A 26,491-nucleotide genomic window follows, 5' to 3' on the forward strand; every position below is an offset into this window, starting at 1 on the left:
CCTGCGCTTGAAACTAATATCTGTTAGTCTAATTTTGGTATCTATTTTTTATCGTCAGTAGCTTCGGACTCTGACCAATCTACTTGAGAGTGATGCTCTTCTTCTACTGGTTCTTCTGCTTTTTTCAGTAAACTCATGTCACGAGTATTTTTCTGTACCGTAATAGCAGCAAAGAGAGACATTAGAAACGCCAGACCATAGAAGCCTTTTTCGCTAAGCAACATATCAGCATTCCATAGCCCTGCCCCCATTAAAGCAACTGAAGCAATTATCGCTACCCATGAAAGCCCAAAATACAAATCTGTTACAGGAATACCTTCAGACTTATCCCGAACAGTTTTTTGCAACGAAATGGCAGCATACAGACCAAGCAAAATAACCGTGAAGTAAAATCCTTTTTCATTCAGTAGTAACTCTGAGTTCCACAAGCCCAGAAGAAACCCACCAAAGCCTGCAAATAAGCATGCCCAAGATGCACCGATAAACGCTTTTGTTGGTTGATTAATTACGTTTTCCATATTCTTATTCCTTCTCTCACCTTGCAATCGAACACTGTTTTATTGCAAATAATCTTGGCTCAAGAAATCGAATCAAACAAGAAGAAATTTAGAGCCAAAATTCTAAATGCGACATAAGTCACATTAAATTGATACTCCTACTTTCCTGAAATCGACGAGGTATTTGCAGAAACAGGATTTAACCTACACGCATGGATCGGTCGTAAATGGTTGCGATATCTGCTATTTTTCTGATATCCAAACGATAAGAGCTCAAACACATGAACCTTTCCCAAATCGAAGCCTTTTGCACTGTTGCTGATTTAGGATCTGTTTCGGAAGCTGCAAGACAACTTGAGTGCAACCGAACCAAACTCAGCATGGCGATAAAAGCACTGGAGAAAGAACTGGATACCGAGCTTTTTGTAAGAGCAGGCAATCATTTAAGCCTTTCAGAAGCAGGCAAAGCGATATACAAAGATTGTGAAAGCATGCTTGTGACTCAAAAACGCATCATGCAGACTTGCCGTCAAGTGTCTGGTGAGTTTAACGCTGAAGTTTGGATTGCTCGCGACGATTCACTACCGGATGAGCTGTGGCAAAACTTAGCTCACCAAATCAACAAAAAATTCCCTGCAACTTCTTTCAACATCGTTCTTGCGTCCAGTGGAGACCTTGCGAATCTGGTTGAAACTCAACAAGTCGATTTTGCATTTGGCGTCGATTACGAACGTATTGATGACCCAAGAGTTACCTACCACCCAATTGGTAAAATTCGCATGATGTCGGTTTGCAGATCTGGGCACCCGCTTACCAAAATGCGTCGTGTAGCGGATGAAGACCTGAGAAACGCAATGCAGGCTTCTATCGCTTACCTGAATGAAAAAGACAACCCAGAGCTACAACCCTTTTCATTACGCTACATTGGTTTCTCTAGCTTTGATTACATGCTCAATACCATTCTTGATGAAGATGCGTGGGGCGTACTACCTGAACCGTTAATCCGCCCTTTACTTCGAGAAGAACGGATTTCGGTTATCAAGCATACCTATGGTCTGACTCAGGAAGATTACTGCATGTTCACAGCAGCGGGTATGACTGAAGATTCCGCAATGGTATGGCTAGCCGATCAACTCAGTGACTATCTGTTTGATTTCTAGCTTCGCACTCAATACCTGCGTTCCATTGAGAGATTGGCTCTGTTTAATTAAGGCACATATCACTCACCGTCAATATTTATGACACCAAGATCAATCAATAACTTATTGTTTTAATTTGTTTTTTGATTATTTTATCTATTTTCATTTCTATCACTAGCCATAAACTGTTTGTAAAAACACCATCTAGCACGAAAAATAAAAGAGTGTTTACCGCCGAGATATTTTATGTGTGCCAGGACAAGCAAAAACGAAAATAGTGTTCTTACCTTTTCAGCCCTTTTAGCATCAGGCTTTGCGTTTGGTGGTTTAGTGCTGGGGCTATGGGTTGGTTCATTAGTCATTGTTTTTGACGGCGTTTATTCTCTAGTCAGCTTACTGTTAACTTTATTGTCACTTGCTGCATCCTGGTACATTCAAAAGCCCTCTGACGCTCAGTTTCCTTTTGGACGAGCGGTAATTGAACCCATCGTTATCATCATCAAAGCCACCACAATTCTCGCGGTAGTCAGCTATTCCCTTTACTCGGCTATAGAAGCCATGTTCACTGGTGGTCGCGAAGTCGACGCGTCGATCGCAACTCTGTTTGGGGTTGTTAATGTATTAGGTTGTGGGTATGCATGGTGGTTTATTGCACGAAAAAGCAAGCAACATTCTTCTGGGCTGATTGAAGCCGAATCCAAACAGTGGCAAATGGATACCTTGTTAAGTGTCGCGGTGACGGCAGGCTTCGTGATAGCGTGGCTGGTTTCCGTTTCACCAGCAAGCGCATACGCCGTTTATGCTGATCCCTTAATGATGCTTTTAATGTCTTTCTACTTTATTAAAGTGCCATTCGACATGCTTAGAGAAGCAGCGCGAGAGTTGTTGATGATGTCACCAGACAAAGAACTATGTCAGAAGGTAGATAACAACATCTCGGCGGTAGAAAAAGAGATGCCGCAGGACATTCATGTCACTGGTGTAACAAAAATTGGTCGCGAACTTCGGGTTGATGTTGACATTCTGACAAACAAGAAAGCCATTGATATCAAAGATATTGAGCAGACACGTAACAAAATTACTCGTCGATTGTCGGCTCTGCCTTACGATCTCCAACTGAATCTGAATATCTCCCACTAATAATCTCTACCTGAGGAAGCAGCTCCACACTGTTAGGCGGATTGCTTCCTCTGATCAAAGGCGTTAATCGTTAGTCTTTTCTATAAAGATTCCCTCCCCCCTAACCTTGATCAAAGTTTAACTGGCTTAATAACCTTAAAGTTGTATTATAAATACATCTTTAAGGTTATAGGTGCTTCCTATGTTAAACATTACTGATCTGCGTGTTGAAAATCGTATCCCTCCGTTACTTCGCCTTGGTTTCCGTCCTTTCTTTCTGGCTGGTGCTTTGTACGCCATTGTTGCAGTTCTCGTTTGGGTTTACGCCTTTCAAAAAGGCCAACCCGCCGCTCTGAGTGTGCCAGCATTATGGTGGCATGTGCATGAGATGTTCTTTGGATTTGCTATGGCCATTGTCGCCGGATTTGTGCTAACCGCAGTACAAAACTGGACAGGAGTGAACGGCACTAAAGGGAAAGTTCTCGCCATCATCTTTTCACTCTGGTTGATACCCCGACTTTTGTTCTGGACGCCAGCACCATTGTGGCTGGTCTCTTCAATTGAAGCGCTTTTTTTGTTCGCGGTCGCATGGGAAGTTGGCTGGCGTGTATTTAAAACAAAAGGCTGGCGAAACCTGTTTTTTATTCCAATGTTTTTGCTGGCAACCGTTGCTAACTTTGCGAGCTATGCCGCTATTAAGGGTATGCCCCCCTTTCCAGCGAGTGCAGTATGGCAATCTATGATGTGGTGGTTTGTGTTGCTGCTTGCCATTATGGGTGGGCGTGTCATTCCTTTTTTTACCGCCCGACGTTTTCAGTTCGAAAAACCCCAACCTATCGTATGGTTAGAATGGGTTGCAAACTTCCCATTAGTACTATTGTTCATCACCAGCTTTTTTCCACTCCTACCACCGCAAATCGGTCAGTGGCTAATGCTTACCTCAGCTGTGGGGCAGTTTTATCGTGTTGCCCGCTGGAAACCATGGAAGACACTTTCTGAACCTCTGGTCTGGTCACTGCATTTGGCGTATCTGTGTATTCCTTTAGGACTGGCGATTAAAGGATTAACATCGGACTCGTTTGTTAATCACACCATGATCCATTTATTCGCACTTGGTGCTTTGGGTGGGTTAATTCTGTCAATGATTTCCAGAGTGACCATGGGACACACGGGTCGAGAAATCTACAAAGGACCGAGTATGTGGCTGGCTTTTGGAGCGCTTATTCTGGCTGCTGTTTTAAGGGCAATTGGTGTCTCTGTTATGCCTTCGTACATGATGGGATTTATCCATGTATCAGCGCTTTTGTGGGTAGTCGCCTTTGGCATGTTTGTCTGGCATTTTGCGCCTATGTTATGTACACCAAGGGTCGATGGCAGACCTGGCTAGGTCTGCCAGTAAATGGATGCTATAGACGATCGAGTAAAGCTTTAACCAGCTTATTAATGCCTGATGACGCTTCCGAGATGGAGCTAGCAAGCATGTAAGCTGGCGTAGTTATCAACTTGTTTGCTTCGTCTACAACAATATCTGAGACCTGACAATCCACATGTTCAGCTCCCATAGTTTCAAGTGTTGCAGCTGTTTCTGCATCAGTTCCTATCGTCAGTTTGACACCTTGGCCGTAAATTTCAGGCAGCAAAGCCGGAGCAATACACATGTAACCTGCTGGCTTTCCTGCAGAGGCAAACGCTTTACAAGCCGATAGCACTGCATCATCAACTTTGCTCTCCTTCCCTTCAAAAGCAAAAGTTGAAAGGTTCTTAGCCGCGCCAAACCCGCCAGGAACGAGCAGCGCATCGAATTCACTTACATTGAGACTTGCTACATCCTGAATGTTTCCACGAGCGATTCGAGCCGCTTCCGTTAGGACGTTACGCGTCTCCGGGACTTCTTCACCTTTCAAGTGATCAATGACGTGGTGCTGACTGATGTCAGGAGCAAAGCAGTACCACGAAGCTCCATTCTGTTCGATAGCAAATAGTGACAATACTGCTTCATGAATTTCTGCACCGTCGTAAACACCACAACCACTTAAAATTACCGCAACTTTCTTCATTCTTTAACCTTCCTTGCCTGACGTATAACCTCTCGCACAAACCATGTCTTAATCAGACACGGTTTTGTACTAAGCATTTATAGCAGAAGAGATGAAGCAAAAGCGAGATCGTGCTCAGACAAAAGACCCGCCATATGGCGGGTCTGAAAGAAGAGATTATAACTTGAAGAATGAGAGCTGGTGTTTCTGCTGCTCAGCCAGTTCAGAAAGTTCACCGCTTGCGGTGGCACTCTGGCTGATTCCCGTTACGTTTTGGTTAACTAACTCAGACATGTTATTGATGTTACGGTTGATGTCTTGAGTAACCTGAGACTGTTGTTCTGCTGCTGTCGCTACTTGCGCATTCATATCATTGATATCAGCAACGGATTCGGTAATACCAACCACTGAGTCGTTCGCCTGATTGCTCAACTCTTCATTGCGCTTCAGCATTTCCAGGCTGGTCTGCATACTTTGGTTTGCAAGCCCGGACTTCGCCTGAAGTTCTTCAATGATTGCCTGAATCTCTTGAGTAGAATCCTGAGTTCGGGCTGCCAGCATTCTTACTTCGTCCGCAACCACGGCAAACCCGCGACCAGACTCACCTGCACGTGCCGCTTCAATTGCTGCGTTCAGTGCCAACAGGTTAGTTTGCTCTGAAACTCCGCGAATTACCTCAACAACATTGTTAATCTGTTCTGACTGATCCTGAAGTTGGGTCACAACCTGAGCTGCATCATTCAACGCAGATGACATTTGCAAGTTTGCATCACCCGCTTCGCGGAAGACTTCAAGGCTAGCCTTGGCAAGATGATCAGCCTGTTTTGCCGTTGAATCTGCTGCTGTTGCATTGTCAGAAACGTTGTCAGCCGTGCTAGCCAATTCAGTCACTGCAGAAGCAACCTGATCCAGTTCATTCTGTTCTTGTTGCGCGTTGCGCTCTGCCTGAGTCATTACAGCCGCAAGCTCTGTAGATGCTGAAGCAACGTCTTCACTGATTCGAGTCAGAGACTCAACAGTCGTATGAAGCTGTGCAACTGTGGTATTCACGTCTGCACCCAGTTTTGCAATTTCGTTCTCACCGTCTTGTTCAGCGCGCACAGTCAGATGACCTTCTGCCAACTTACGCATCACATTCTGAAGTTTGGTCACAGGTTCCACAATTAGCCCCGATAGCCACCAAGCCAGAGCTAAGGAAATAGCAAATACCACCAGCAAAATGTAAGTCGCATTGGCTTTAACGTCTTCATTGCGTTGCAGGCTGTCGTTCAGATGCTCCATCGCGTAGTCGTTAACACGCTTTGATAGCGAGTTAATTTCTTCAACCATGTCATTACCCACGGTGCGGTATTGAGAAATAAACGCATCAAACTCCGCATCAGAAAGCGTGCCCTCATCGTGCTTGTCGAGCACAGGAACGGCACGGCGTGAGTAATCGACATAAGCAGAGATAGCGCTCTTTACTTTTTCAACTTCATGTTGGAAAACCGTTGTTTTCTCTAACTGAGCAAGATTAGTGGTGAGGATTTGACTGTTTTCACGCAGATGCTGTTGAAAATCGTCACGACGGCTTGGATCGTAGATGGCGTATACCGCGCTTATACGAAGTGGGTAAATGGTGTCGTCCAGCTTCGCTAACGTATCTTTGTAAAAAACCAGCGAACTGACGTTGTCTGCCATGTCCTTTTGTTCTGCCTCAAGGTTGAATTTCGTTACCCAAAGTGAACCGAAAAGAGAAATCACAAGAATCAATACTGGAATAAGAATCTGGACTCGAATTGATATATTTTTCAAAGAAAATGGCATAGACACCTCATACAGTTTTTCACTGCATCCTTGCTGGTCATTTATAGAAAGGTGAAATATAGAGATTCATCACATTTTTGTCCACAATAAAAATACGTTTTACATAAATTAACTGGTTAATTATTGAGCCATTAATTTGACTTGCAGTCAGTTATTTGGCGATCCATTAATAACTGTATATTTTTATATCGAATAACAGACAATAAAAAATAATTGATAGAATTATTAAAGGTTGTTACAGAAAATTAACAGCCAGTAAATGCTAATATTTTTTGGGAAATTTTCGAATTACAAGTCGAACTTCAATATATAATCGACATTTAGACATCTATACTTCCACTAAAAATTAAAATTCCCAATAAAATCATAACTAGCTGTTATAAATAGATAAACATTCTTTATAAGTAGAAAATCGAAACTGAGTTTTTCGGTGAAAAGCCAATCAGCCATTACGATTAACCTTGGCTTATCTTTTTCAATTTAACATTAATTAAAATGATAATTCTTTTCATTAACTCATGATTATTACAGTTTTAAACTAGATGTTAATTTTATAAATAACTGAGCTATTTGGATGGAAAGGTTTAAACAAATTCGCCTGTTTATTCTTTAAATATCGTTTTATTAACTTCGTCAACTATTACCATAAAATAAAGTCTGAATGCATCTCACATATATAGATATAAATACACTCTTCATCTCTAGTCATAATTTATTTGTTTGACTGCTTTTCAAACTAGACATCACACAGTGTTAATAGAAAACAGTGGTCACAAACTGTCACTATTTCTTTACGTTATCTAATTATAATGGCATCAGTACAGCTTTAAAAATCGAGCTCTAGCCATGTATTTGCTTAAAGTTTGCTGAGTTTTAGACATTATGAGTAAAACGCTCCAACGCCGGTCAGAAACAGTCGAAAAATTCTAAAGCTCTAACAAGTTGTTAATGCTGGAAGGAGCAGAATCACTACGAGATTGTTGAATAGAGCACACTTGTCTGATGCTTAACATATTAAGATTGGTGGATGTCGCCAACATGTGGTTTATTGCACCACGTCGCGTTCAGATTCAGACAGGGTTTTAACTTAACTATTTGTTTTTTAAAGCATATAAAGCTGGCACCTTGCTTGCTATTTAGCTTTAAAATGTATCACCTACAAATATAGATAGTGTGAACGTTTTTGGGCTTTGAGTGTCTCTGGTTTAAGAACAAAACCAGAACATAAACAAATTCGTATTTAGAGAAGCATTTTGAACACAAAAGGGAATCAAATGTTAGGTAAATCCATTCGTTGGTTGGCACCTGTCGTCATTCTAGGTGGCGCTTATGGCGCATTCAGTGTCATTGCGGCAAACGGTCCCGAGCCAGAAGAAAAGAAAGAAGTCTTAAGCATTCCCACAGTTAAGGCTGAAAACATATTCCCAAGCGATCATCAGGTGGTGATCACCAGTTTTGGTGAAATTTCCCCTGTCGAGAAAACGCGATTGTCAGCACAGGTTTCGGGTGAGGTCATCAGTTGGCACCCTAATTTCGTTGCAGGTGGCATCGTTAAACGTGGTGAAGTCTTATTTCAAATAGAGAGAGACAACTATGAAGCCGCGGTGCTGCAAGCAGAAGCAACCCTGGCCAGCGCAAAGGCCTCTCTGATAGAAGAGCAGGCAAAAGCCAAAGTAGCCGAGAAGCAAGCGAAAAAGCTCAACAACAAGCAAGTGACGGATTTGTACCTGCGTAAGCCGCAGGTTCTGAGTGCGAAAGCGCAAGTTAAATCCGCTCAGGCTGGGTTAAAACGAGCGAGACGCGACCTAGAAAATTGCACCATCTATGCCCCTTATGACGCGCTGGTTGTCTCCCGAAATATTGGTGTCGGTCAGTTCATCTCCGCAGGTTCAGAGGTGGCAGAACTCAACAATATTGAAGCCGCAGAAGTGAGTATCCCTATCGCTGGTTTTGACAGCTCATTCTTGCCTGAACAACCGAAAGGCATCAAAGCATCGATCACAGAAAATGGTATTCGCTCCATCCAGCGAGAAGGCTATATCGCACGTGATTTGGGTTTGGTAGACAGCAGCACACGTATGGTGAACCTAGTCGTACAACTTGATGACCCATATGGCATTCAGTCTGGAGAACCCGCGTTGAAATTTGGTTCTTACGTTCAGGTAAGTTTTGCAGGAAAAGAGCTGAAACACATCTATCGCCTTCCGCAAGAATTAGTTAAGAACCGAACAGTGTGGGTTGTCGATGAAAACAATCACCTCGAACCCAGAACGGTTGGTGTATTGCGTGAAGAAGGCGAATTCTTCTTGATTGGTAGCGGCATTGAAGAAACGGATCAGGTTGTACTGACTGTCCCTGAATACCCGCAACAAGGCATGAGTGTAGAAGTCGCTCAGTCGGGAACAGAATCTGCAAAATTGGCTAAGTAAGGACGGATTCATGGATTCGAATACATCAAACCAGCCCAAAGAAACCGGGTTGATAGCCTACTTTGCGAATAACTCAGTAGCAGCTAACTTATTGATGGTCTTTATCATCATCATGGGTGTCGTGAGTTATTTCTTCATCCAGAGACAGATGTTTCCTAACGTTGAAGTCAATTACGTTAACATCAGTGCCTCATACCCTGGAGCTTCACCTCAGGAAATCGAAGAAAGCATCCTCATCAAGATCGAAGAGCAGCTGAAAGATGTCACTGGCATTAAGAAGGCGGTTTCCAGTGCTTCACGTGGAAGTGCTCACCTGTCGTTAGAGATTGACGTCGACCAAGACCTCAAAGACGTGCTCGACAAAGTGAAACAAAAAGTCGACACCATTTCGACCTTCCCTGCCGCTATGGAACCCGTGAATGTTTATCAGGTTGAATGGCAGCAGGAAGTAATTGAGCTTGCGTTGGTGGGCGACATGCCGATCAGCAAGCTCAAACCACTTGCAAAAAAAATCGAAGACGAGTTACTCCAGCTTGGAAACGTTTCTTTAGTGGAACTTAGTGCGCCTAGTGAAGAAATTGCGATAGAGGTTCATCCTGACACGTTAAGGAAATACGACTTAACGCTTAATGACGTAACCGAAGCCATTAAGCGCTACTCCGCAAACTACTCTGCAGGTGAAGTCCGTACGAATACAGGCATGATTTCCGTACGTATTGAAAACCAATACTACCGTGGAGAAGAGTTCCGTAATATTCCGGTCAAGATTGGCGACAACGGTGCGAAAGTCTATCTCCAGGACATAGCAAAAATAAAAGACGGGTTTACAGAAGGTAAGCGCCACTTCAAATACTCTGGGCAAAATGCGGTTTATCTGTCCGTTAACGCCACCAAAAAGCAAAACATTATCCCAGTTGCCGAATCGGTAAAGACATACATAGAGCAGAAAAACAAAACACTACCTGACGGCATGCAGATAAAAACGCTGGTCGACATGACCTACTATCTGAACGCCCGACTGGACATGATGTTGAAAAACCTGCTTCAGGGTGCAGTGTTGGTTGCCATCATGCTCAGTGTTTTCCTGAGGGTGAAACTGGCATTCTGGGTAATGGTCGGTCTTCCGGTCTGTTTCCTGGGCGCCATGATGATGATGCCAGTGGTTGGCGTCAGTATTAACATCATTTCTTTGTTTGCCTTCATTATGGTGCTTGGTATCGTCGTTGATGACGCCATCGTCATGGGGGAAAGCGCTTATTCGGAAATCGAAAAACACGGCGGGGGAATCAACAACGTCGTCAGAGGCGTGAAAAAGGTCGCGACACCTGCAACATTTGGTGTACTTACCACCATCGCTGTATTTGCTCCCTTCATTATGTCGACCGGACCGGAACGTGCATTCTTCTTTGGCATCGCTTCTGTTGTTATTTTGTGTCTGATATTCAGCTTGATTGAATCCAAGTTGATCCTGCCTGCTCACCTTGCTCACACAAACTTCACACCAATTAAAGAAGGCAGTTGGCGAGACCGCTTTAACAAGCGATTCTTCGGATTTGTTAATGGTCCATACCGTCGATTTGTGGAAACCTGCACACACTGGCGCTGGTCGGTGCTGGCTACCTTTGCAGGCATACTGGCTATTAGTCTCGCTCTGGTTTTCTCCAATCATGTACGCGTTGTTCCGTCTCCCAAGGTTCCACACGATTTCCCGGGTATCAAAATCGAGATGAATGACAACGTCTCCGATGAACAGACCATTGAAGCTCTGCAAACCATTGAGCAGGTGATCTGGAAAGTGGAAGATGAAACCATCAAAGAGCACGGTCAGGGTATGATTAAGGACCTCCTCTCGATGAGCCGCGGCCGAACTGGTGGACGACTCGTTATTCCACTCGTCGATGAAGAACTGAGACCTTTCAACACGTTTGAACTTTCCAGGCTCTGGCGTGAACGTCTGCCTGTTATTCCGGGGCTGAAAACCATCACCATCCAAGATGACGTTAATGGCGGCGATGGTGGCGATGAATTTGGTTACCTGCTCTTTGGCTCTGATATCGATGTATTGAATGATGCTGGTCGTGAGTTAATTACTAAACTTCAGCAGCAGACTGGTCTGTACGATATATCTTCATCCATAGACACTGGTAGCAAAGAAGTTCTGCTTTCCCTTGCTCCTGTCGCTTATGACCTGGGTTTGGATCTCCAGTCCATCGCACTTCAGGTTGGTGGTAGCTTCTATGGTGGAGAAGCGCAGAGAATCATTCGTGACGGTGAAGAAGTCAAAGTCATGGTTCGCTACCCTCAGCTAACACGTGAAGCGTTTTCATCTTTACGATATGCCGTGATCACTACACCTGAAGGCAAGAAAGTCATGTTAGGTGACGTGGTAACCATAGATCAAAAACCGGGTATCAGCAGCATTCGTCGAGAAGGTGGATATCGAACTGTGTATGTCTATGGTTCAATTGACGAAGAAGTTGTCGAGCCTAATGAAGTAGTCGGCACAGTTCGAGATACACTACTCCCTGATCTTTTAGCAAAATACCCCGGGGTAAAAACGCAGTTAGGCGGCTCAATTGAAGAACAGCAGGCTCAGCAAAATGAACAGATCGCCTTCTTTATCGCGGGTATGATCATCGTGTACATACTGCTTGCCGTGCCTTTGAAGAGCTATTCTCAACCTCTGATCATCATGTCAGTCATTCCATTCAGTCTGACTGGCGCGATATGGGGGCACTACTGGTTCGGGCTAGATCTCAGCATGATGTCAACGTTCGGGTTGATCGCTGCTGCAGGTGTGGTTATTAATGACTCACTTGTCATGACGGACTACGTTAACCAAGCAAGAGCAAGAGGCTTATCTGTAAAAGATGCGGTGATCGAAGCGGGATGCGCACGATTTAGAGCCATATTGCTGACGTCCATCACCACCTTTGCGGGCGTTTTACCCATCATGTTCGAAACAAGCCTACAGGCCAGATTTGTTATCCCTATGGCGGTAGCACTTGGTTTTGCGGTTCTTTTCGCTACATTGCTGACCCTAGTGCTCGTTCCTTGTCTCTACCTGATTCTGCAAGACATAGGAAACATCCTAAAGTGGATAAAGAACAAAGCCTTATCGCTCTTTCAAAGGCGGAAACCCACTGAAACAACACACGCATAAAACCAAACGCAGCGCTTAGTCGCTGCGTTTTTTATTGCACTTTGTACGAAAAAACAGGTCACATTAGAAGGCATATCCTCTTTTCAAATCAGCACATAGCTGCTAAAAATCTATACAGGACGACGGTTTTTTAATCAAAACAAAGACTTTAAGCGTAGATCGGTGGATCTAGACAGGGAGAATGTGGATGCAAAAGAAAATAGCGGTTGCATTAGGTCTGGCTCTTCATTGGGGAGTGGCTTTTTCATCAGAAGTTATCGAGACCGACAGATTGGTTGGTTTTGGAGAGGCTAAATACCCCGCGGGTTTCCAGCACTTTGATTTCGTTAACCCAGATGCCCCCAAAGGCGGAAAAGTGACTTATGGAGTGATTGGCACCTATGACAACTTCAACCGTTTTGCTTCACGCGGGGACCCGGCAGCTTACACCCGAGAGTTATACGATACCCTGTTTTACAGCTCTACCGATGAACTCAATACCTCCTACGCTCTGATAGCAGAAAAAGCCCGCTACACCAAAGACTATGACTGGATGGAAGTGGACATACGCCCTGACGCGAAGTTTCACGATGGCACGCCGATCACTGCCCACGATGTAGAATTCACGTTCCAAACCTTCATGACTAAAGGTGTCCCTCAGTACCGCACCTACTACAAAGACGTCAAATTTGTTAAAGCACTTAACGATAAAACGGTTCGAATTGAGCTGAACAATGGAAACAAAGAAGTCTTGTTCTCGCTAGGCGGTGGTACGTCTGTTCTGCCCGAGCACTTCTGGAAAGACAAAGATTTCTCAGAGCCTTTATCCACGCCGCCAGTTGGAAGTGGTCCTTACAAAGTAACAGACTACAAGTCTGGGCAGAGTGTTACGTATAGCCGTGTGAAAGACTACTGGGCTCAGTCGCTGCCTGTAAATGTTGGACGCAATAACTTTGATACGGTCGTCTACGACTATTATCGTGACGATACCGTGATGCTTGAAGCCTTCAAAGCAGGCGAATATGATTTTCGTCGGGAAACCATCGCCAAAAACTGGGCAACAGCATACAACGGCATTAACTTCGATAAAGGCTATATCAAGCAAGAAGAAATTATCCACTCCATCCCTCAAGCCATGCAAGGCTTTATTTTCAATGTTCAAAGCCCTGTATTTCAAGACGCTCGTGTTCGTGAAGCTCTGACTTATGCCATGGACTTTGAGTGGATGAACAAAAACCTGTTCTACAACCAATACTCTCGCACCAGCAGTTACTTTCAGAATACCGAATATCAGGCGAAAGCTTTGCCAGATGAGAAAGAGCTTAAAATCCTTTCCACTTTCAAAGGTAAAGTGCCGGATCGTGTATTCACAGAGGTTTATGCTCCACCAGCAACTGATGGCAGTGGACGAATTCGTAGCCAGATGCGCACCGCATTCAAATTACTGAAAAGCGCGGGCTGGGAACTCAAGAATAAAGTCATGACCAACGTCAAAACGGGTGAACCCATGGCGTTTGAACTTTTGATTTACAGCCCGAGCACCGAGCGCATCGCTATCCCTATTCAGAAGAATATGAAGCAAATGGGGATAGAGATGAAAATTCGAACCATTGATACCACTCAGTACCTCAAACGCTATCGTGACAGAGACTACGACATGGTCTTCGCTTCAATCTCTTCGGGTAACTACCCTAACCCAAATGTTCAATTAGTTTGGCACAGTAGCTATCTGGACAGTACCTACAACCGACCCGGTTTAATCGATGCCAGCATCGATTCACTGACAGAGCAAATCGCCGCCAGTCAGGATGATCCAGAAAAACTTATCTACCTTGGTCGGGCACTTGACCGCGTGTTGCAGTGGAACTTCCTCGCCATTCCTTCATGGCACACAGGCATGTTCCGAATTGCCACCTGGGATAAATTCGCAAGACCGGAAAAAAGTCCAACCTACGATTTAGGTGCAGATACCTGGTGGATAGATACGGAAAAAGCCCAAAAACTGCCTGAAAAGCGTCGTTAATACCAAAAATAATAACAAGTGCCAGCCAACAGGCTGGCGCTCAGACCAAAGTAGTAATGGATCTATGACAGCCTATATTATTCGAAGACTTTTGTTGGTGCTCCCAACTTTGTGGGCAATCATCACCATCAACTTTTTTGTTATTCAAATTGCACCGGGTGGACCTGTAGAACAAGCGCTAGCGCAAATGCAAGGGCTGGAATCAGGGATCATGGAACGCTTTACCGGGGGCGGGCAAGAAGTCGCGCAATCATTGCCTGCCGATGATCAGGGAAGCAACTACCGTGGCTCTCGCGGGCTGGACCCAGAAGTGGTTGAGGAAATCAAAAAGCAGTTTGGTTTTGATAAACCACTCCACGAACGCTATTTCGACATGCTCATTAACTACGCTACCTTCAACTTTGGCGACAGTTTATTTAAAGGTGGCAACGTAATCGACCTTATCGTTGATCGCCTTCCCGTCTCTATATCACTGGGGCTGTGGAGCACAATAATCATCTACTTAATCTCGATTCCACTCGGTATCTTAAAAGCCATCCACCATGGCTCTCGCTTCGATATCTGGAGTAGTGCGGTGGTGATTGTCGGATATGCAATCCCCGGTTTTCTGTTCGCCATTCTTTTGATCATCCTGTTTGCCAGTGGCAACTACTTCAGTTGGTTCCCGCTGCGTGGTTTGGTCTCTTCAAACTTTGATCAGTTAACCTGGTATCAGCAGATTATCGATTACTTCTGGCATCTGGCTTTACCCACTTTAGCTATGGTCATTGGTGGCTTTGCAACCCTGAGCATGCTGACCAAAAACTCGTTTCTGGATGAGATCAATAAGCAGTATGTGGTTACGGCACGTGCCAAAGGATTGGACGAGCAGAGTATTCTTTACAAGCATGTATTTAGAAATGCCATGCTCATCATTATCGCAGGCTTTCCTAGCGCTTTTATCAGCATCTTCTTTACTGGCTCCATGCTTATCGAAGTGATGTTTTCTTTGGAAGGCATTGGATTGCTTGGATTCGAATCGACCATTCAGCGAGATTATCCGGTGGTGTTCAGCACTTTGTACATCATGACGCTGCTTGGCTTACTGCTCAGTATTATCTCCGATCTTACATACACTTGGGTTGATCCAAGAATTGACTTTGAAGCGAGGTAATCATGAGTCCACTTTATGAAGTTCGCTGGCAACGCTTTAAAGCCAACAAACGTGGTCTGGTGTCGCTTTGGCTGTTCAGCCTCTTGTTTTTATTGAGCCTGTTCGCAGAACTCATTGCTAACGACAAGCCACTATTGGTCAGCTTCGACGGACAATGGTACTACCCTGTTGCCTTCGAGTACGCGGAAACCGATTTTGGTGGAGAGTTTGAAGCCGAAGCCGATTACACCGACCCGTATGTCAAAGAGCTCATCGAAGAAAAAGGATACCTGATATGGCCCTGGATTCCTTTTCATTACGACACCATTAATTACGACCTCACTCACCCCGCCCCATCTCCACCAGACGATGTAAATTTGTTAGGCACAGATGACAAAGGTCGAGATGTGCTGTCTCGCATTATTTATGGCTTTCGAATCTCGGTGTTATTTGGATTTGCCCTAACCATTGTTTCTAGCGTGATTGGAGTTGTGGTCGGCGCCTCTCAGGGCTACTACGGAGGGCGTCTGGATTTGTTTGGTCAACGTTTCATTGAAGTGTGGTCAAACATGCCTACGTTGTTTTTGCTGATCATCTTGTCCAGCTTCGTGGAGCCTAATTTTTGGTGGTTACTCGGCATCATGGTGCTTTTTAGCTGGATGGGGTTAGTCGGTGTCGTCCGGGCTGAATTCCTGAGAGGCAGAAACTTCGACTATGTAAAAGCCGCTCATGCTCTGGGTGTCAGTGATCGACGGATCATGCTAAGACATATGCTGCCCAACGCCATGGTGGCGACTTTAACCATGATGCCGTTCATATTGTCTGGTTCCGTTACCACATTGACGTCTTTGGATTTTCTTGGGTTCGGGCTGCCAGTCGGCTCCCCTTCACTCGGAGAACTGCTGGCTCAGGGTAAAGCCAACTTGCAAGCTCCCTGGCTTGGCATTTCTGCCTTTGTCGTGCTCTCAATCATGTTAAGCCTGCTGGTATTTATTGGTGAAGCGGTACGTGATGCCTTCGACCCCCACCAACAGAGGTAACCATGACTGAAACGATTCTGAAAATTCGTGATTTATCCGTCGGGTTTGGGCGAAAAAATGACGTCGAGGTCGTCACTCATTCCGTCAACTTATCCATTCGTAAAGGCGAAACATTGGCTTTAGTAGGTGAAAGTGGTTCCGGCAAATCGGTTACCGCTAATGCCATACTCAGGCTGCTCCCTAAAGGCAGCGCGCATTACCTTTCTGGAAGTATTCTGTTTGATGATAAAGATCTCCTTACTTGCAGTGAAAGGCACCTAAGAGGAGTACGTGGTGGTCGAATTGGCATGATCTTTCAGGAACCCATGGTGTCGCTAAACCCATTGCACAAGGTTGGAAGGCAGCTAGTCGAAACATTGGAAGTCCATCGAGGAATGCGCTCCAATCAAGCCAGAGAGCTTGCATTGCAATGGCTTAATAAAGTGGGGATCCGAAATCCAGACATTAAAATCGACGCCTACCCACATGAGCTTTCAGGCGGAGAAAGGCAACGCGTCATGATTGCTCTCGCGCTGATTAACGAGCCAGAGCTGTTGATTGCAGACGAACCAACGACGGCACTGGATGTGTCCGTTCAGGCGCAAATTCTTGATCTACTGAAATCACTTCAGGAAGAACTGGGAATGGCTATGCTGTTCATCACTCACGACCTAAGTATCGTCAGACAAATTGCGGATCAAGTTGCGGTCATGCAACACGGAAATCTGGTTGAAACGGGTCGATGTGAAGACATCTTTGCCAACCCTGAACATCCCTATACCCAACTGCTTATTGAGTCAGATCCGAAAGGTCTACCCGTTGAGGTAAATCCCGAATCAGAAGAGATGATAAAAGCAGAGCAGCTAAAGGTTTGGTTCCCCATAACAGGCGGTATATTCAAACGTGTGGTTTCTCATGTAAAAGCAGTTACCAACGTGAATTTTCAGTTATTGAAAGGACACACCATCGGGTTAGTGGGTGAGAGCGGCTCGGGTAAGTCCACAACTGGGATGGCTATTTTGCGCTTACTCGACAGTGAAGGCACCATTCTCTTTGACGGTGAAAAAATCAACGACTATTCACGCCAACAAATGCTGCCGCTACGAAAGCGCATTCAGGTTGTGTTTCAAGACCCCTTCTCTGCATTGAATCCCAGAATGTCGGTCGCTCAAATTATTGGTGAAGGGCTAAAAGTGCACGAAGATCTGCCTGACAACGAGCTCGATAGCCGAATTTGCAATGCCATGAGCGAAGTCGGGCTAGACCCGGAAACTCGCCATCGCTATCCAAATGAGTTTTCAGGCGGGCAAAGACAGCGCATCGCGATTGCACGAGCCATTATCCTTAAACCTGAATTTGTGTTGCTTGATGAACCCACTTCTTCACTTGATCGCACCGTTCAGGCGCAGGTACTGGATCTTCTCAAGTCGCTTCAGGAAAAGTACGGGCTAACCTATTTGTTCATCAGTCACGATTTAAATGTCGTTAAATCGCTTTGTCACTACACTTTAGTGCTCAAACAGGGCGAAGTGATAGAGCAAGGTGATACCGCCAAACTGTTCAACGCACCGGAGCACGAATACACTCGCCAGTTAGTGAATTTATCGAAACTTTAAGTTTTCGTCTTTAACCCGAACCTGACTGAGCAAATCATATTAGACTCTAGTTATCAGTTGTGTAACAGCTTCTGTTTTGATGTCTAACAAAATTTCTAGGCTCACTACTAAATCAGTACAAAGAGGTTAAAAAACTTGCACATCAAAATGACTTCGTTATATTTGCAAGAATGACAGTGTTAATGATTTCATACCAAAAACGATTTATGCACCCTCGGGGACCTCAAGGCTCGGGTGGCGTCGTTATGTGACAAAGAATTTTGCGGAAATCCCCCGGTCTAAACCCGGGGGATTTTTGTTTATTCCGCTCCCTTTTTATTCAAAGGAGCAAGGTATGCTTAATTTATTATCTCAATCACAACTTATCACTTCGCTTTCTATTACTGACCTTAGCGATCCACGTCAAGCTCCCGATCATGCCATCGGGTTGTTGGTCAAAACAGCCACTCAAACCCTTAAAAATACTTGGCAGTGCCGTGTTAACACAGTACGTATGAGCCCCGTGGTTCCGATAGAGAATAACTATGACCGCTTAAATTACCCTACCGATGGTGCTGCACGCGACGCAAGATACACCCGATATGTAACGGAGCAGTATATCCTCCGTACTCAGACTTCCAGTGCCATACCCGATGTTCTGACCAGCCTCAACGGAGAAAGCTTGCCCGATCAACTTATAGCATTACCCGGTCTAGTCTATCGACGAGACTGCATTGACCGATTGCATTGCGCTGAACCCCATCAGTTAGATCTCTGGCGTCTGGTCGATAATCACCAGCATCAAGCAATGACCTCAAATGACTTAGAGCTGATGATTGCTGAATTGATGAAGGTACTTTTACCTGAGAATGAATGGAGAATTACTCCATCACCGCACCCATATACGACTGAGGGAGTTCAGATTGACGCTTTATGGCAGGGAGAATGGGTAGAAATTGGTGAATGTGGCTTGATTAACCCACAGATCTTAAAGAATTCCGAGCTGCACCATCATAGTGGTTTAGCTATGGGACTTGGTTTAGATCGACTGTTGATGCTTCGTAAAAACATTCCTGATATCCGTCTGATAAGAAGTAAGGATCAGAGAGTATTATCCCAAATGTATTCACTGGAGCCATATCAGGAGGTTTCCATGATGCCATCTATCACCCGTGATCTTTCCTTGGTAGTAGCAGAAGAAATGGATGAAGAACAAATTGGCGACCTAATTCGGATCAGTTACCCCCAACAGAAAGTAATTGAAGCTCTTAATGTAGTCGACGAAACATCGTATGCAGACTTACCAAATGGAGCGAGGAAGCGTCTAGCAATGCAGCCTGAACAAAAAAACGTCCTGCTTCGGCTGGTTATTCGGGATATGGAACAAACTCTAACATCCGAACAGGCAAACCAGGTTCGTAATCAGGTTTATCAGCTTCTGCATCAAGGGAGTGTGATGGAACTGGCTGAAGACCGGTCTCTGTAAACAAAAAAACCGATAAAGCACTTAAAAATTAAGTGCTTTATCGGGGTTTTATTTCGCTAATTTTCTCGAGACATACAATGCTTTAGCAACTGTTTTAAATACAGGGTGTATGTTTGGATGAAATTGGAGCCTAGTCGGCTTGCCTGTTTGATTCGTTCTTCGTTTTTATTGAGTCGAAAAAGCCCGGATATTTTTTCCGAATCCGAATTTGTTCAGCGGTCATGTGTTTCAGACTAGGACCTTCTGCGAGTTTTATCACCAGCTCAGGACCATCGAGTCTAAGCACTTCGCCTTTTATTTCGACGGATTCGCCGCTACTTAGAATAACGACTCCTTCCACTTCTGTTCCTCGCCCTACTTTTACTTCAGACGAGAACAGTAGGCGAAGCCCTTTCTCAGAAATCTCAGTCACGGGGAACTGCTGCCCCCACGCTTTAATACGTGGTCGCTCGGTTTTTGGGTATCTCAATCGGTAATACTGTCGAGTCTGAGTCGAAATACTGTGTCCCATTTCACTTCTTTATGCGTTATAAACTCTGACAGCTTAGCAGATTCTTCAAACGGATTCTTCGCACCTACCCTGAATAATAGGATCGGCTCAAATTACTTTTGAGCTACACCCATCAGAACCGATAAATCGCCTTTTTGGGATTCAATTGTAAATGGTGTCTCGACTGTCACGCTGCTAAAACCAGAAGTTTCCAGTGTCTTCTTAGCTCGCTTAATGGTTATCCCGTGATCTTCTTTGTCGTTTTCAGCCAACCAGTCCCAATGAACAAATAAACCACCTTCGTTCAACAGCGATTGAATGACCTTGGCGGTTTCATCAAAGTTGCCAAGGAACCCACATACGGAAGACGCAACAACAATATCGAACTGACCTCTAAAGGCAGGATGATAGGCGACCAAACCACGCGTGAGCTCATCTACGACGGGCTCGACGTTCGGCAATTCTTTTGCGTCCAGTTGCTCGATCATCTTCTCGGACGAATCAAGCGCGACAATTTCCTTAACCAACGGTGAAAGTTTCTGCGACAACAACCCTGTGCCACAACCAAAATCCAAGACTTTAAGTCCCTCAAGGCTCACCAGCTTTTCGAGCTCTTCGAAAGCCTTCTGAGCATAAATCGCAGTAGAAGCATCTTGCTCCCAGTTTTCTGCGTATTCATCCCATTCATTGGACATGGTGTTTTCCCCCAAAATATTTCAAACTTATACCCAAATAACCTGAAGGTATTCAAGATACTTGGGTATAAGCGCAGGCGAAAACGCGTATAGACTAAACCAAAGCGACTGTAGATACACACAAAGCACGACAAAAGTTCATAAAATCGGGCGTTAAGTCTAAATTGTATCAACTGCCTGTTGAGATTATTTCACTTCTCCGCTTTGAGTTCGGTTAAAAACAGCGCACTGTCACCAAACTTTATTCTGTATTTCATCAGTATCCACATTACCAAAACCAATACAACTCTTGTCGACCTATGGAATTTATACCCGTCAAAAACCCCTTAACGAAGTTAAGTGGACATTAAACTCTGATTTTCATGGAAGCGGAGCCGGATACCCAAGCTACATCACTTTTATACGTGTCTAAGTTGTATAAAATACCCGCAACATCACTTTGTTTGAATGTGTAAACGATTGTCAGAGGTCACCAAATTTTCTCAGCCCTTTCCGGAACTCGATCAATCAATTCCCGATTTAAACACTTCAGTGATGTATAGCTGCCATAAGATGCAGTCGATATTTTAGGATAAATTAAACCTCAAGGAGTCGAGTAAGTGATGAGTGCTTTTTTACGCCTGCTGATTGTGTTTTCTTCTTTCTTTTCTATTCCCGTTTTAGCTGCTGAGTCATCCACAAGTTACACCACCTCTACCGTCGGGTACGCTTCGCTCATTATTTTTGGGCTCGCATACTGCTTAGTGATGGGGGAAGAATATTTAAAGCTCAGAAAGTCCAAACCTGTGCTGCTGGCCGCCGGTATTATCTGGCTAATGATTGGTTTTGCGTTTCAAGCCAATGGCGAAATAGAAGTGGCTAAGCAAGCCTTGGAGCATAACTTATTGGAGTATGCCCAATTGCTGCTCTTCCTATTGGTAGCAATGACGTACATCAACGCCATGGAAGAACGACGCCTATTTGATGCTTTACAGGCATGGATGGTGAATAAAGGGTTCAACCTGCGTACTCTGTTCTGGATTACTGGGATTCTCTCCTTCTTTATTTCTCCGATTGCCGACAACCTTACAACTGCCCTTTTGATGTGCGCTGTCGTAATGAAAGTTGGCGGGGACAATACCCGATTTATTAATCTTGCCTGTATCAACATTGTGGTCGCGGCTAATGCTGGCGGTGCATTTAGCCCATTTGGTGACATTACCACCTTAATGGTCTGGCAGGCAGGGCTAGTTTCTTTTAGCCAGTTTTTGACCCTATTTGTTCCCTCGGTTGCTAACTACGTAGCACCTGCACTCATCATGTCTTTCTTTATTCCAAAAGAACAGCCGGATGCAGTGAAAGAGGTGGTCGAATTAAAGCGTGGTGCCAAGCGAATCGTTGCACTTTTCTTGCTTACCATAGCAACCGCCGTTGCATTCCACGGCTTCCTGCACTTCCCTCCTGTTATTGGCATGATGATGGGTCTGGCATATCTGCAATTCTTCGGCTTCTTCCTTAGAAAGACTCTTCCTATGTCGCTGGCGAAGAAACGAGCTAAAGCTCGGGCATCACACGATGAAGAGGCACTAAAACGCTTAGGCTCCGTGGTTCCATTTGATGTATTCCGTCGTGTATCTCACGCCGAGTGGGATACCCTGCTCTTCTTCTATGGTGTCGTGATGTGTGTGGGTGGCCTTAGCCTTATCGGCTATCTTGGCTTGGTCTCAGAAATCATGTACACCCAGTGGAATCCGGTTTGGGCTAACGTCATGGTGGGAATACTTTCGGCTATTGTCGATAACATTCCGGTGATGTTCGCGGTGCTGACAATGCAACCCGATATGTCACTCGGCAACTGGCTACTGGTAACTTTGACCGCTGGTGTGGGTGGTAGCTTATTGTCTATTGGTAGTGCCGCTGGCGTGGCATTAATGGGGGCAGCTCACGGTAAGTACACCTTCTTCGGGCATCTAAAATGGGCACCTGTTATTGGTATTGGATACGCCATCAGTATTGCTATCCATATGATGATAAACGGTTCTTTGTTTTAGAGTTATGATTTCAGCGGCTAACCACTTAGCCGCTGAAAATGTAAACGCTTTCCATTCATTTTGTTTCTTTAATTCATTACCTTAGTGCACTGGATCATTGATCTAAACGCGAAGTTTGCCTTTTGTTTTCACTAACGGTTACAGTAAAGGGTCACTTTTTTCAGGATCCCATCAATGGCAACAATCAAGGACGTCGCAAAAGCGGCTGGTGTATCCGTCGCCACCGTTTCCCGAGTTATCAACCGCTCACCGAAAGCCAGTCAAAAAGCGATAGAGTCTGTCAGTCAGGCTATGGCGCAACTTGGCTACCGTCCTAATGCTAATGCCAGAGCATTGGTTAGCCAGTCGACAAACACCATGGGCGTTCTGGTCAGTGATGTGTCTGACCCTTTTTTTGGCACATTGATCAAAGCTGTTGACGACGTCGCTCATACCCGCGGAAAGCATTTGCTAATCGGAAACGGTTATCACAATGCGGATGAAGAGCGAGAAGCCATTGAACTGTTGGTGAATAGCCGATGCGAAAGCTTGATTATTCACGCCAAAGGGTTGACCGATGAAGAACTGCTTTCTTACACAAAGGAAGTACCGGGAATGGTGCTAATCAATCGTCACATCCCCGCTATCGCTCACCGATGCATTGCTTTGGATAATTACAAAGGCGCTTATCTTGCCACCGAATACCTGATTCGTCATGGGCACAAAAACATCGCCTGTATCTCTTCTTCTCACCACATTGAAGACGTCGATGCACGGGTTTCGGGTTATCTTGCGGCACTACGCGATCACAACATTGAACTGTCTGATCGCTATATCGTTCATCGAAATCCAGACAGTGAAGGCGGTGAAGATGCCATGACTCACCTGCTTACCCAGTCTTTACCTATTTCCGCTGTCTTTGCGTATAACGACTACATGGCGGCAGGCGCAATGTCCATCCTTGAAGAAAACGGGCTGGATGTGCCGGAGAATGTTTCCATGATCGGTTTCGACGACGGTCCTATTGCCAAATACCTTTCCCCAAAACTCACCACGATACGTTATCCGATACAAATGATGGCAGAGCAAGCGGCAAGGCTTTCACTTGCGTTGGCAGATGGTGAGAAGATCGACAGTGAATCTGTGGTTCTTTCCCCCACTCTGGTCAGACGAAACTCCGTTGATAAGGTGCGAGACTAGCGCTCGCTCACCTGTATTGGCTAAATTTTATTCGAAATATCAACAAACTCTAATACCCTAAAAAAGCAGGGTTATTTCGTAATCAGGTCGTTTCTATATCGCCTGAAGCTCACGCTCGTACCTAAGAATTTTTCCCGTCTCATTTATTCCACAAATTGCCAAATCTCTGAGCACAATATTTGATTAAATCTTAATCACCACATACGCTTATTGATAAAGCTGACTAGCTGGATGCGACCTGAAAATGAAAGGGAAATGGTATGACTAAGCAAGCAAAGAGCTCAGATGTTGAAATTGAGCCTCAAACAAACGGTGCGGATCAACTAACACAAATACAGCAACTGCTTTTTGGGGAACGCGCTGAATCCATCGAAAGTGCTATCGAAGAGCTATCAGACAAAACCAACCAGACCTTTATCCAGTTAGAGAAAAAACTCGATTCCATCAACCTTCAGATTGCCAAGCTGGCAGATTCACTCGAAGGTCTCGCTGAAACCAGCCAGCAAAATAACACTAGCCTAGAGATGCACTTCACACAGGAAGTTGGCGAACTGTCGCAACAACTGCACGATAAACACGAAGAAGCATTGAGCAAAATCGACAGCGTCTCTGAAGACTTGAGAAAGAATAAAGCCGACAGAAAAACGTTGGCAACGCTACTTTCAACCATGGCAGACGACCTCGACGGACAATAAATGATCAGCCGGGACGACTCGCAGATCGAGGAACTCCGTTCTTTGGTGCTCGGAGAGCAGTACGAACGTGCTCTCAAAGACTATTTAGACAAAAACAGCGACACTGAACGTGTCGCTGAAGTCATTGTTGAAGCAATTAAAGCGCGAAACAAAAAGAACAACGAAGTCACCGAAGAGCTTTCACCTATCATCAATAGTGCTATCGAAGTTTCCATAAATAACAGCACTCAGAAGTTTGCAGACATTCTTTACCCTGTGATTGGTGCGGCGGTCCGAAAATCCGTCAGTGCCACATTCAATCAGCTGATCGCTTCGTTAAATCAGGTGCTTACCCAGAACTTCAGCTTAAAGTCGATTAAATGGCGTTATCAGGCGTGGCGACAGGGAATCAGCTATGCTCAGTTTCTTCTAATGAAAACCTCCGTTTTTCAGGTTGAACAGGTGCTTTTGATTCATCGGGAAACGGGTCTGCTACTCAATTCCGTGGCATTTGAAGGTGCTGAAACCAGCGATCCTGAACTGGTATCCAGTATGCTGACGGCTATCACCGATTTTGTTTCCGATTCGTTCAGAGGAAACAGTGACGACACGCTTGAGGGTGTCCGATTGGGTGAGTTAGTTCTGAAAATCGAAGTTGCCCCGCACGTTATTCTGGCAGCCGCTGTGCGAGGCATTCCAAACCAGCATTTGGACGTAACCATAGCTACCACTGTAGAAAGCATTGAAGAAAAGTACGGTGAACGACTGTCCAACTTCAACGGGGACAATTCAGAATACGCCGAGTCCCAGCCACTGCTTGAAAAATGCTTGATTGGAAATTCGCTCGAAGAAAACGCCAAAGAGCGATTCCCGTGGAGACTGTTCGTTATTCTTCTGCTGTTTATTGTTTTTGGTTTCTACAAGTTATTTGTTCACATCAATGTGAGCAATGAACACGACGTCACCAGACAAATTTTCGAGTTCGAACCTAACTATCTGGTTGTTGAATCCGTCATTGAAGACGAGAACATTACCCTTTCAGTCTTACGCAAACCCGGATCTCGCGAACCCTCTGAGATCCTTAACAATATCAGCTACCTTCATACCACTCAGAATATTGAAGACAAAGTCGTCGACTTCAACGAATCCGGTGAAATACCCAGATATCAACTCACTCTTACTGACATCATACGTCACAACATTCTGGCGAATTTGAGTGAAAGTGAATCAGTAAGAGTATGGGTATCCGATCGAGACGTTAAGCTTTCAGGACAGTTAAAACCTTCAACTTTAGCCGGGCTAACCCATTACATAAAACAGGTAGATGGCAACCTGGGAATAGATTCCAGTAAGCTGCAGCTTCTTCCAGATGAGATTTCGCAACCAGAACGACTGCGCAATGCCATTGTGGTCAGCGACATCAAGTCCATGATCGGCAACAGTGAGTCACTGGCTATTCAAATTGAAAATCAAAAAATTGAGCTAAAAGGTGAAATCTCTGAAACCACAGAGAGCCAGATACGCAGTTATCTGGAGCGATCCGCACCTGAACTATCGCTCATTTCTCAAAAGCTCAAAGTGACGCCTGTCATTCGTAACAAAACTCAGGAGTACAATCAGCTTGCTCACAACCTGAGTCAGACCAAATTTCAGTACGACGTTAACTTAGTCTCTCCGACAGGCGGAAATCAGGACGTAGCGCGTTTTGTCAGTCAGGCAAAATCTCTGGTCAGCCTCGGACAGGAACTGTCACCGCGTTTGACACCCATATTCATTGTGACCGGTTTTTCAGACGATGTAGGGACTGTCGAACGAAACATACAGCTCAGTAAAGAAAGGGCAGAGAACGTGAAACAGGTAATGGTAGAAAATGGCATCAATGCCAACCACATCATTACCTTAAACATTAGCAATATTGAGTCATCAGAAAGCATTTCATCCGCATTAAGAAGAGTCACCATTGATGTGATTAACAAGGATTTGTGAAGGATTAGAGGGCA

The 26,491-nt window shown here is 44.9% G+C and carries 19 protein-coding genes; 14 read left to right on the forward strand and 5 right to left on the reverse strand.

What is annotated here, in order from left to right:
* Window positions 1-41: 41 nt before the first annotated feature.
* Entirely contained in the window at window positions 42-518 is a 477-nt protein-coding gene (gene yiaA, locus INR79_RS25340) for an inner membrane protein YiaA (RefSeq protein ID WP_022599208.1), read from the reverse strand.
* Window positions 519-778: 260 nt separating this feature from the next.
* On the opposite strand from yiaA, the gene INR79_RS25345 reads away from it, so the two are divergent.
* From INR79_RS25345 to INR79_RS25355, 3 genes are all read left to right on the forward strand, one after another.
* Entirely contained in the window at window positions 779-1,657 is an 879-nt protein-coding gene (locus INR79_RS25345) for a LysR family transcriptional regulator (protein ID WP_004407275.1), read from the forward strand.
* A 225-nt stretch (window positions 1,658-1,882) separates the two neighbouring features.
* Entirely contained in the window at window positions 1,883-2,776 is an 894-nt protein-coding gene (locus tag INR79_RS25350) for a cation diffusion facilitator family transporter (RefSeq protein WP_223097547.1), read from the forward strand.
* 181 nt (window positions 2,777-2,957) lie between these two features.
* Window positions 2,958-4,142: an NnrS family protein gene (locus INR79_RS25355; RefSeq protein ID WP_223097549.1), complete on the forward strand. Its 1,185-nt coding sequence runs from the start codon at window positions 2,958-2,960 to the stop codon at window positions 4,140-4,142.
* A gap of 19 nt (window positions 4,143-4,161) precedes the next feature.
* Here INR79_RS25355 and elbB read toward each other — a convergent pair whose 3' ends face one another.
* Together elbB and INR79_RS25365 are read right to left on the reverse strand one after the other, a co-directional pair.
* Window positions 4,162-4,812 (reverse strand): isoprenoid biosynthesis glyoxalase ElbB, encoded by a 651-nt coding sequence (elbB, locus tag INR79_RS25360; protein WP_223097551.1) that lies wholly within the window; start codon window positions 4,810-4,812, stop codon window positions 4,162-4,164.
* A 156-nt stretch (window positions 4,813-4,968) separates the two neighbouring features.
* Complete coding sequence (locus tag INR79_RS25365) at window positions 4,969-6,597, reverse strand: methyl-accepting chemotaxis protein (RefSeq protein ID WP_223097561.1); 1,629 nt, start codon at window positions 6,595-6,597, stop codon at window positions 4,969-4,971.
* Between the two features lie 1,274 nt (window positions 6,598-7,871).
* Between INR79_RS25365 and INR79_RS25370 the strand changes: the two genes are divergently transcribed.
* The 7 genes from INR79_RS25370 (at window position 7,872) to INR79_RS25400 (ending at window position 19,423) form a co-directional block, all read left to right on the forward strand.
* Complete coding sequence (locus tag INR79_RS25370; protein ID WP_004407266.1) at window positions 7,872-9,026, forward strand: efflux RND transporter periplasmic adaptor subunit; 1,155 nt, start codon at window positions 7,872-7,874, stop codon at window positions 9,024-9,026.
* 10 nt (window positions 9,027-9,036) lie between these two features.
* Complete coding sequence (locus INR79_RS25375; RefSeq protein WP_223097562.1) at window positions 9,037-12,189, forward strand: efflux RND transporter permease subunit; 3,153 nt, start codon at window positions 9,037-9,039, stop codon at window positions 12,187-12,189.
* A 187-nt stretch (window positions 12,190-12,376) separates the two neighbouring features.
* Window positions 12,377-14,191 carry an extracellular solute-binding protein gene (locus INR79_RS25380; RefSeq protein WP_223097564.1) on the forward strand — a complete coding sequence of 605 codons (1,815 nt, stop codon included), beginning with the start codon at window positions 12,377-12,379 and terminating at the stop codon, window positions 14,189-14,191.
* 64 nt (window positions 14,192-14,255) lie between these two features.
* A complete protein-coding gene (locus INR79_RS25385) occupies window positions 14,256-15,344 on the forward strand; it encodes a microcin C ABC transporter permease YejB (protein ID WP_223097566.1) in 1,089 nt (362 codons plus the stop codon).
* Window positions 15,345-15,346: 2 nt separating this feature from the next.
* Window positions 15,347-16,363 carry an ABC transporter permease gene (locus INR79_RS25390; protein ID WP_223097569.1) on the forward strand — a complete coding sequence of 339 codons (1,017 nt, stop codon included), beginning with the start codon at window positions 15,347-15,349 and terminating at the stop codon, window positions 16,361-16,363.
* Between the two features lie 2 nt (window positions 16,364-16,365).
* Complete coding sequence (locus INR79_RS25395) at window positions 16,366-17,958, forward strand: ABC transporter ATP-binding protein (RefSeq protein WP_223097571.1); 1,593 nt, start codon at window positions 16,366-16,368, stop codon at window positions 17,956-17,958.
* A gap of 334 nt (window positions 17,959-18,292) precedes the next feature.
* The gene (locus INR79_RS25400; protein WP_223097572.1) at window positions 18,293-19,423 is read left to right on the forward strand and encodes a hypothetical protein; all 1,131 of its coding nucleotides are present in this window, start codon (window positions 18,293-18,295) and stop codon (window positions 19,421-19,423) included.
* A 130-nt stretch (window positions 19,424-19,553) separates the two neighbouring features.
* Here the strand turns inward: INR79_RS25400 and INR79_RS25405 are convergent, their stop codons facing one another.
* Together INR79_RS25405 and INR79_RS25410 are read right to left on the reverse strand one after the other, a co-directional pair.
* On the reverse strand, window positions 19,554-19,934 hold the full coding sequence (locus tag INR79_RS25405; RefSeq protein WP_223097573.1) for a PilZ domain-containing protein: 381 nt from the start codon (window positions 19,932-19,934) through the stop codon (window positions 19,554-19,556).
* A gap of 92 nt (window positions 19,935-20,026) precedes the next feature.
* The gene (locus INR79_RS25410) at window positions 20,027-20,608 is read right to left on the reverse strand and encodes a class I SAM-dependent DNA methyltransferase (RefSeq protein WP_022592810.1); all 582 of its coding nucleotides are present in this window, start codon (window positions 20,606-20,608) and stop codon (window positions 20,027-20,029) included.
* 602 nt (window positions 20,609-21,210) lie between these two features.
* On the opposite strand from INR79_RS25410, the gene nhaD reads away from it, so the two are divergent.
* The 4 genes from nhaD (at window position 21,211) to INR79_RS25430 (ending at window position 26,477) form a co-directional block, all read left to right on the forward strand.
* The gene (gene nhaD / locus INR79_RS25415) at window positions 21,211-22,638 is read left to right on the forward strand and encodes a sodium:proton antiporter NhaD (protein WP_223097574.1); all 1,428 of its coding nucleotides are present in this window, start codon (window positions 21,211-21,213) and stop codon (window positions 22,636-22,638) included.
* Between the two features lie 174 nt (window positions 22,639-22,812).
* On the forward strand, window positions 22,813-23,817 hold the full coding sequence (locus INR79_RS25420) for a substrate-binding domain-containing protein (protein WP_004404330.1): 1,005 nt from the start codon (window positions 22,813-22,815) through the stop codon (window positions 23,815-23,817).
* A 260-nt stretch (window positions 23,818-24,077) separates the two neighbouring features.
* Window positions 24,078-24,512 carry a hypothetical protein gene (locus INR79_RS25425; protein WP_004404332.1) on the forward strand — a complete coding sequence of 145 codons (435 nt, stop codon included), beginning with the start codon at window positions 24,078-24,080 and terminating at the stop codon, window positions 24,510-24,512.
* The gene (locus INR79_RS25430) at window positions 24,513-26,477 is read left to right on the forward strand and encodes an OmpA family protein (RefSeq protein WP_223097575.1); all 1,965 of its coding nucleotides are present in this window, start codon (window positions 24,513-24,515) and stop codon (window positions 26,475-26,477) included.
* Window positions 26,478-26,491: the final 14 nt, after the last annotated feature.

It is taken from the genome of Vibrio sp. SCSIO 43132 (assembly GCF_019904195.1).
GTDB classification, from domain to species: domain Bacteria; phylum Pseudomonadota; class Gammaproteobacteria; order Enterobacterales; family Vibrionaceae; genus Vibrio; species Vibrio nigripulchritudo.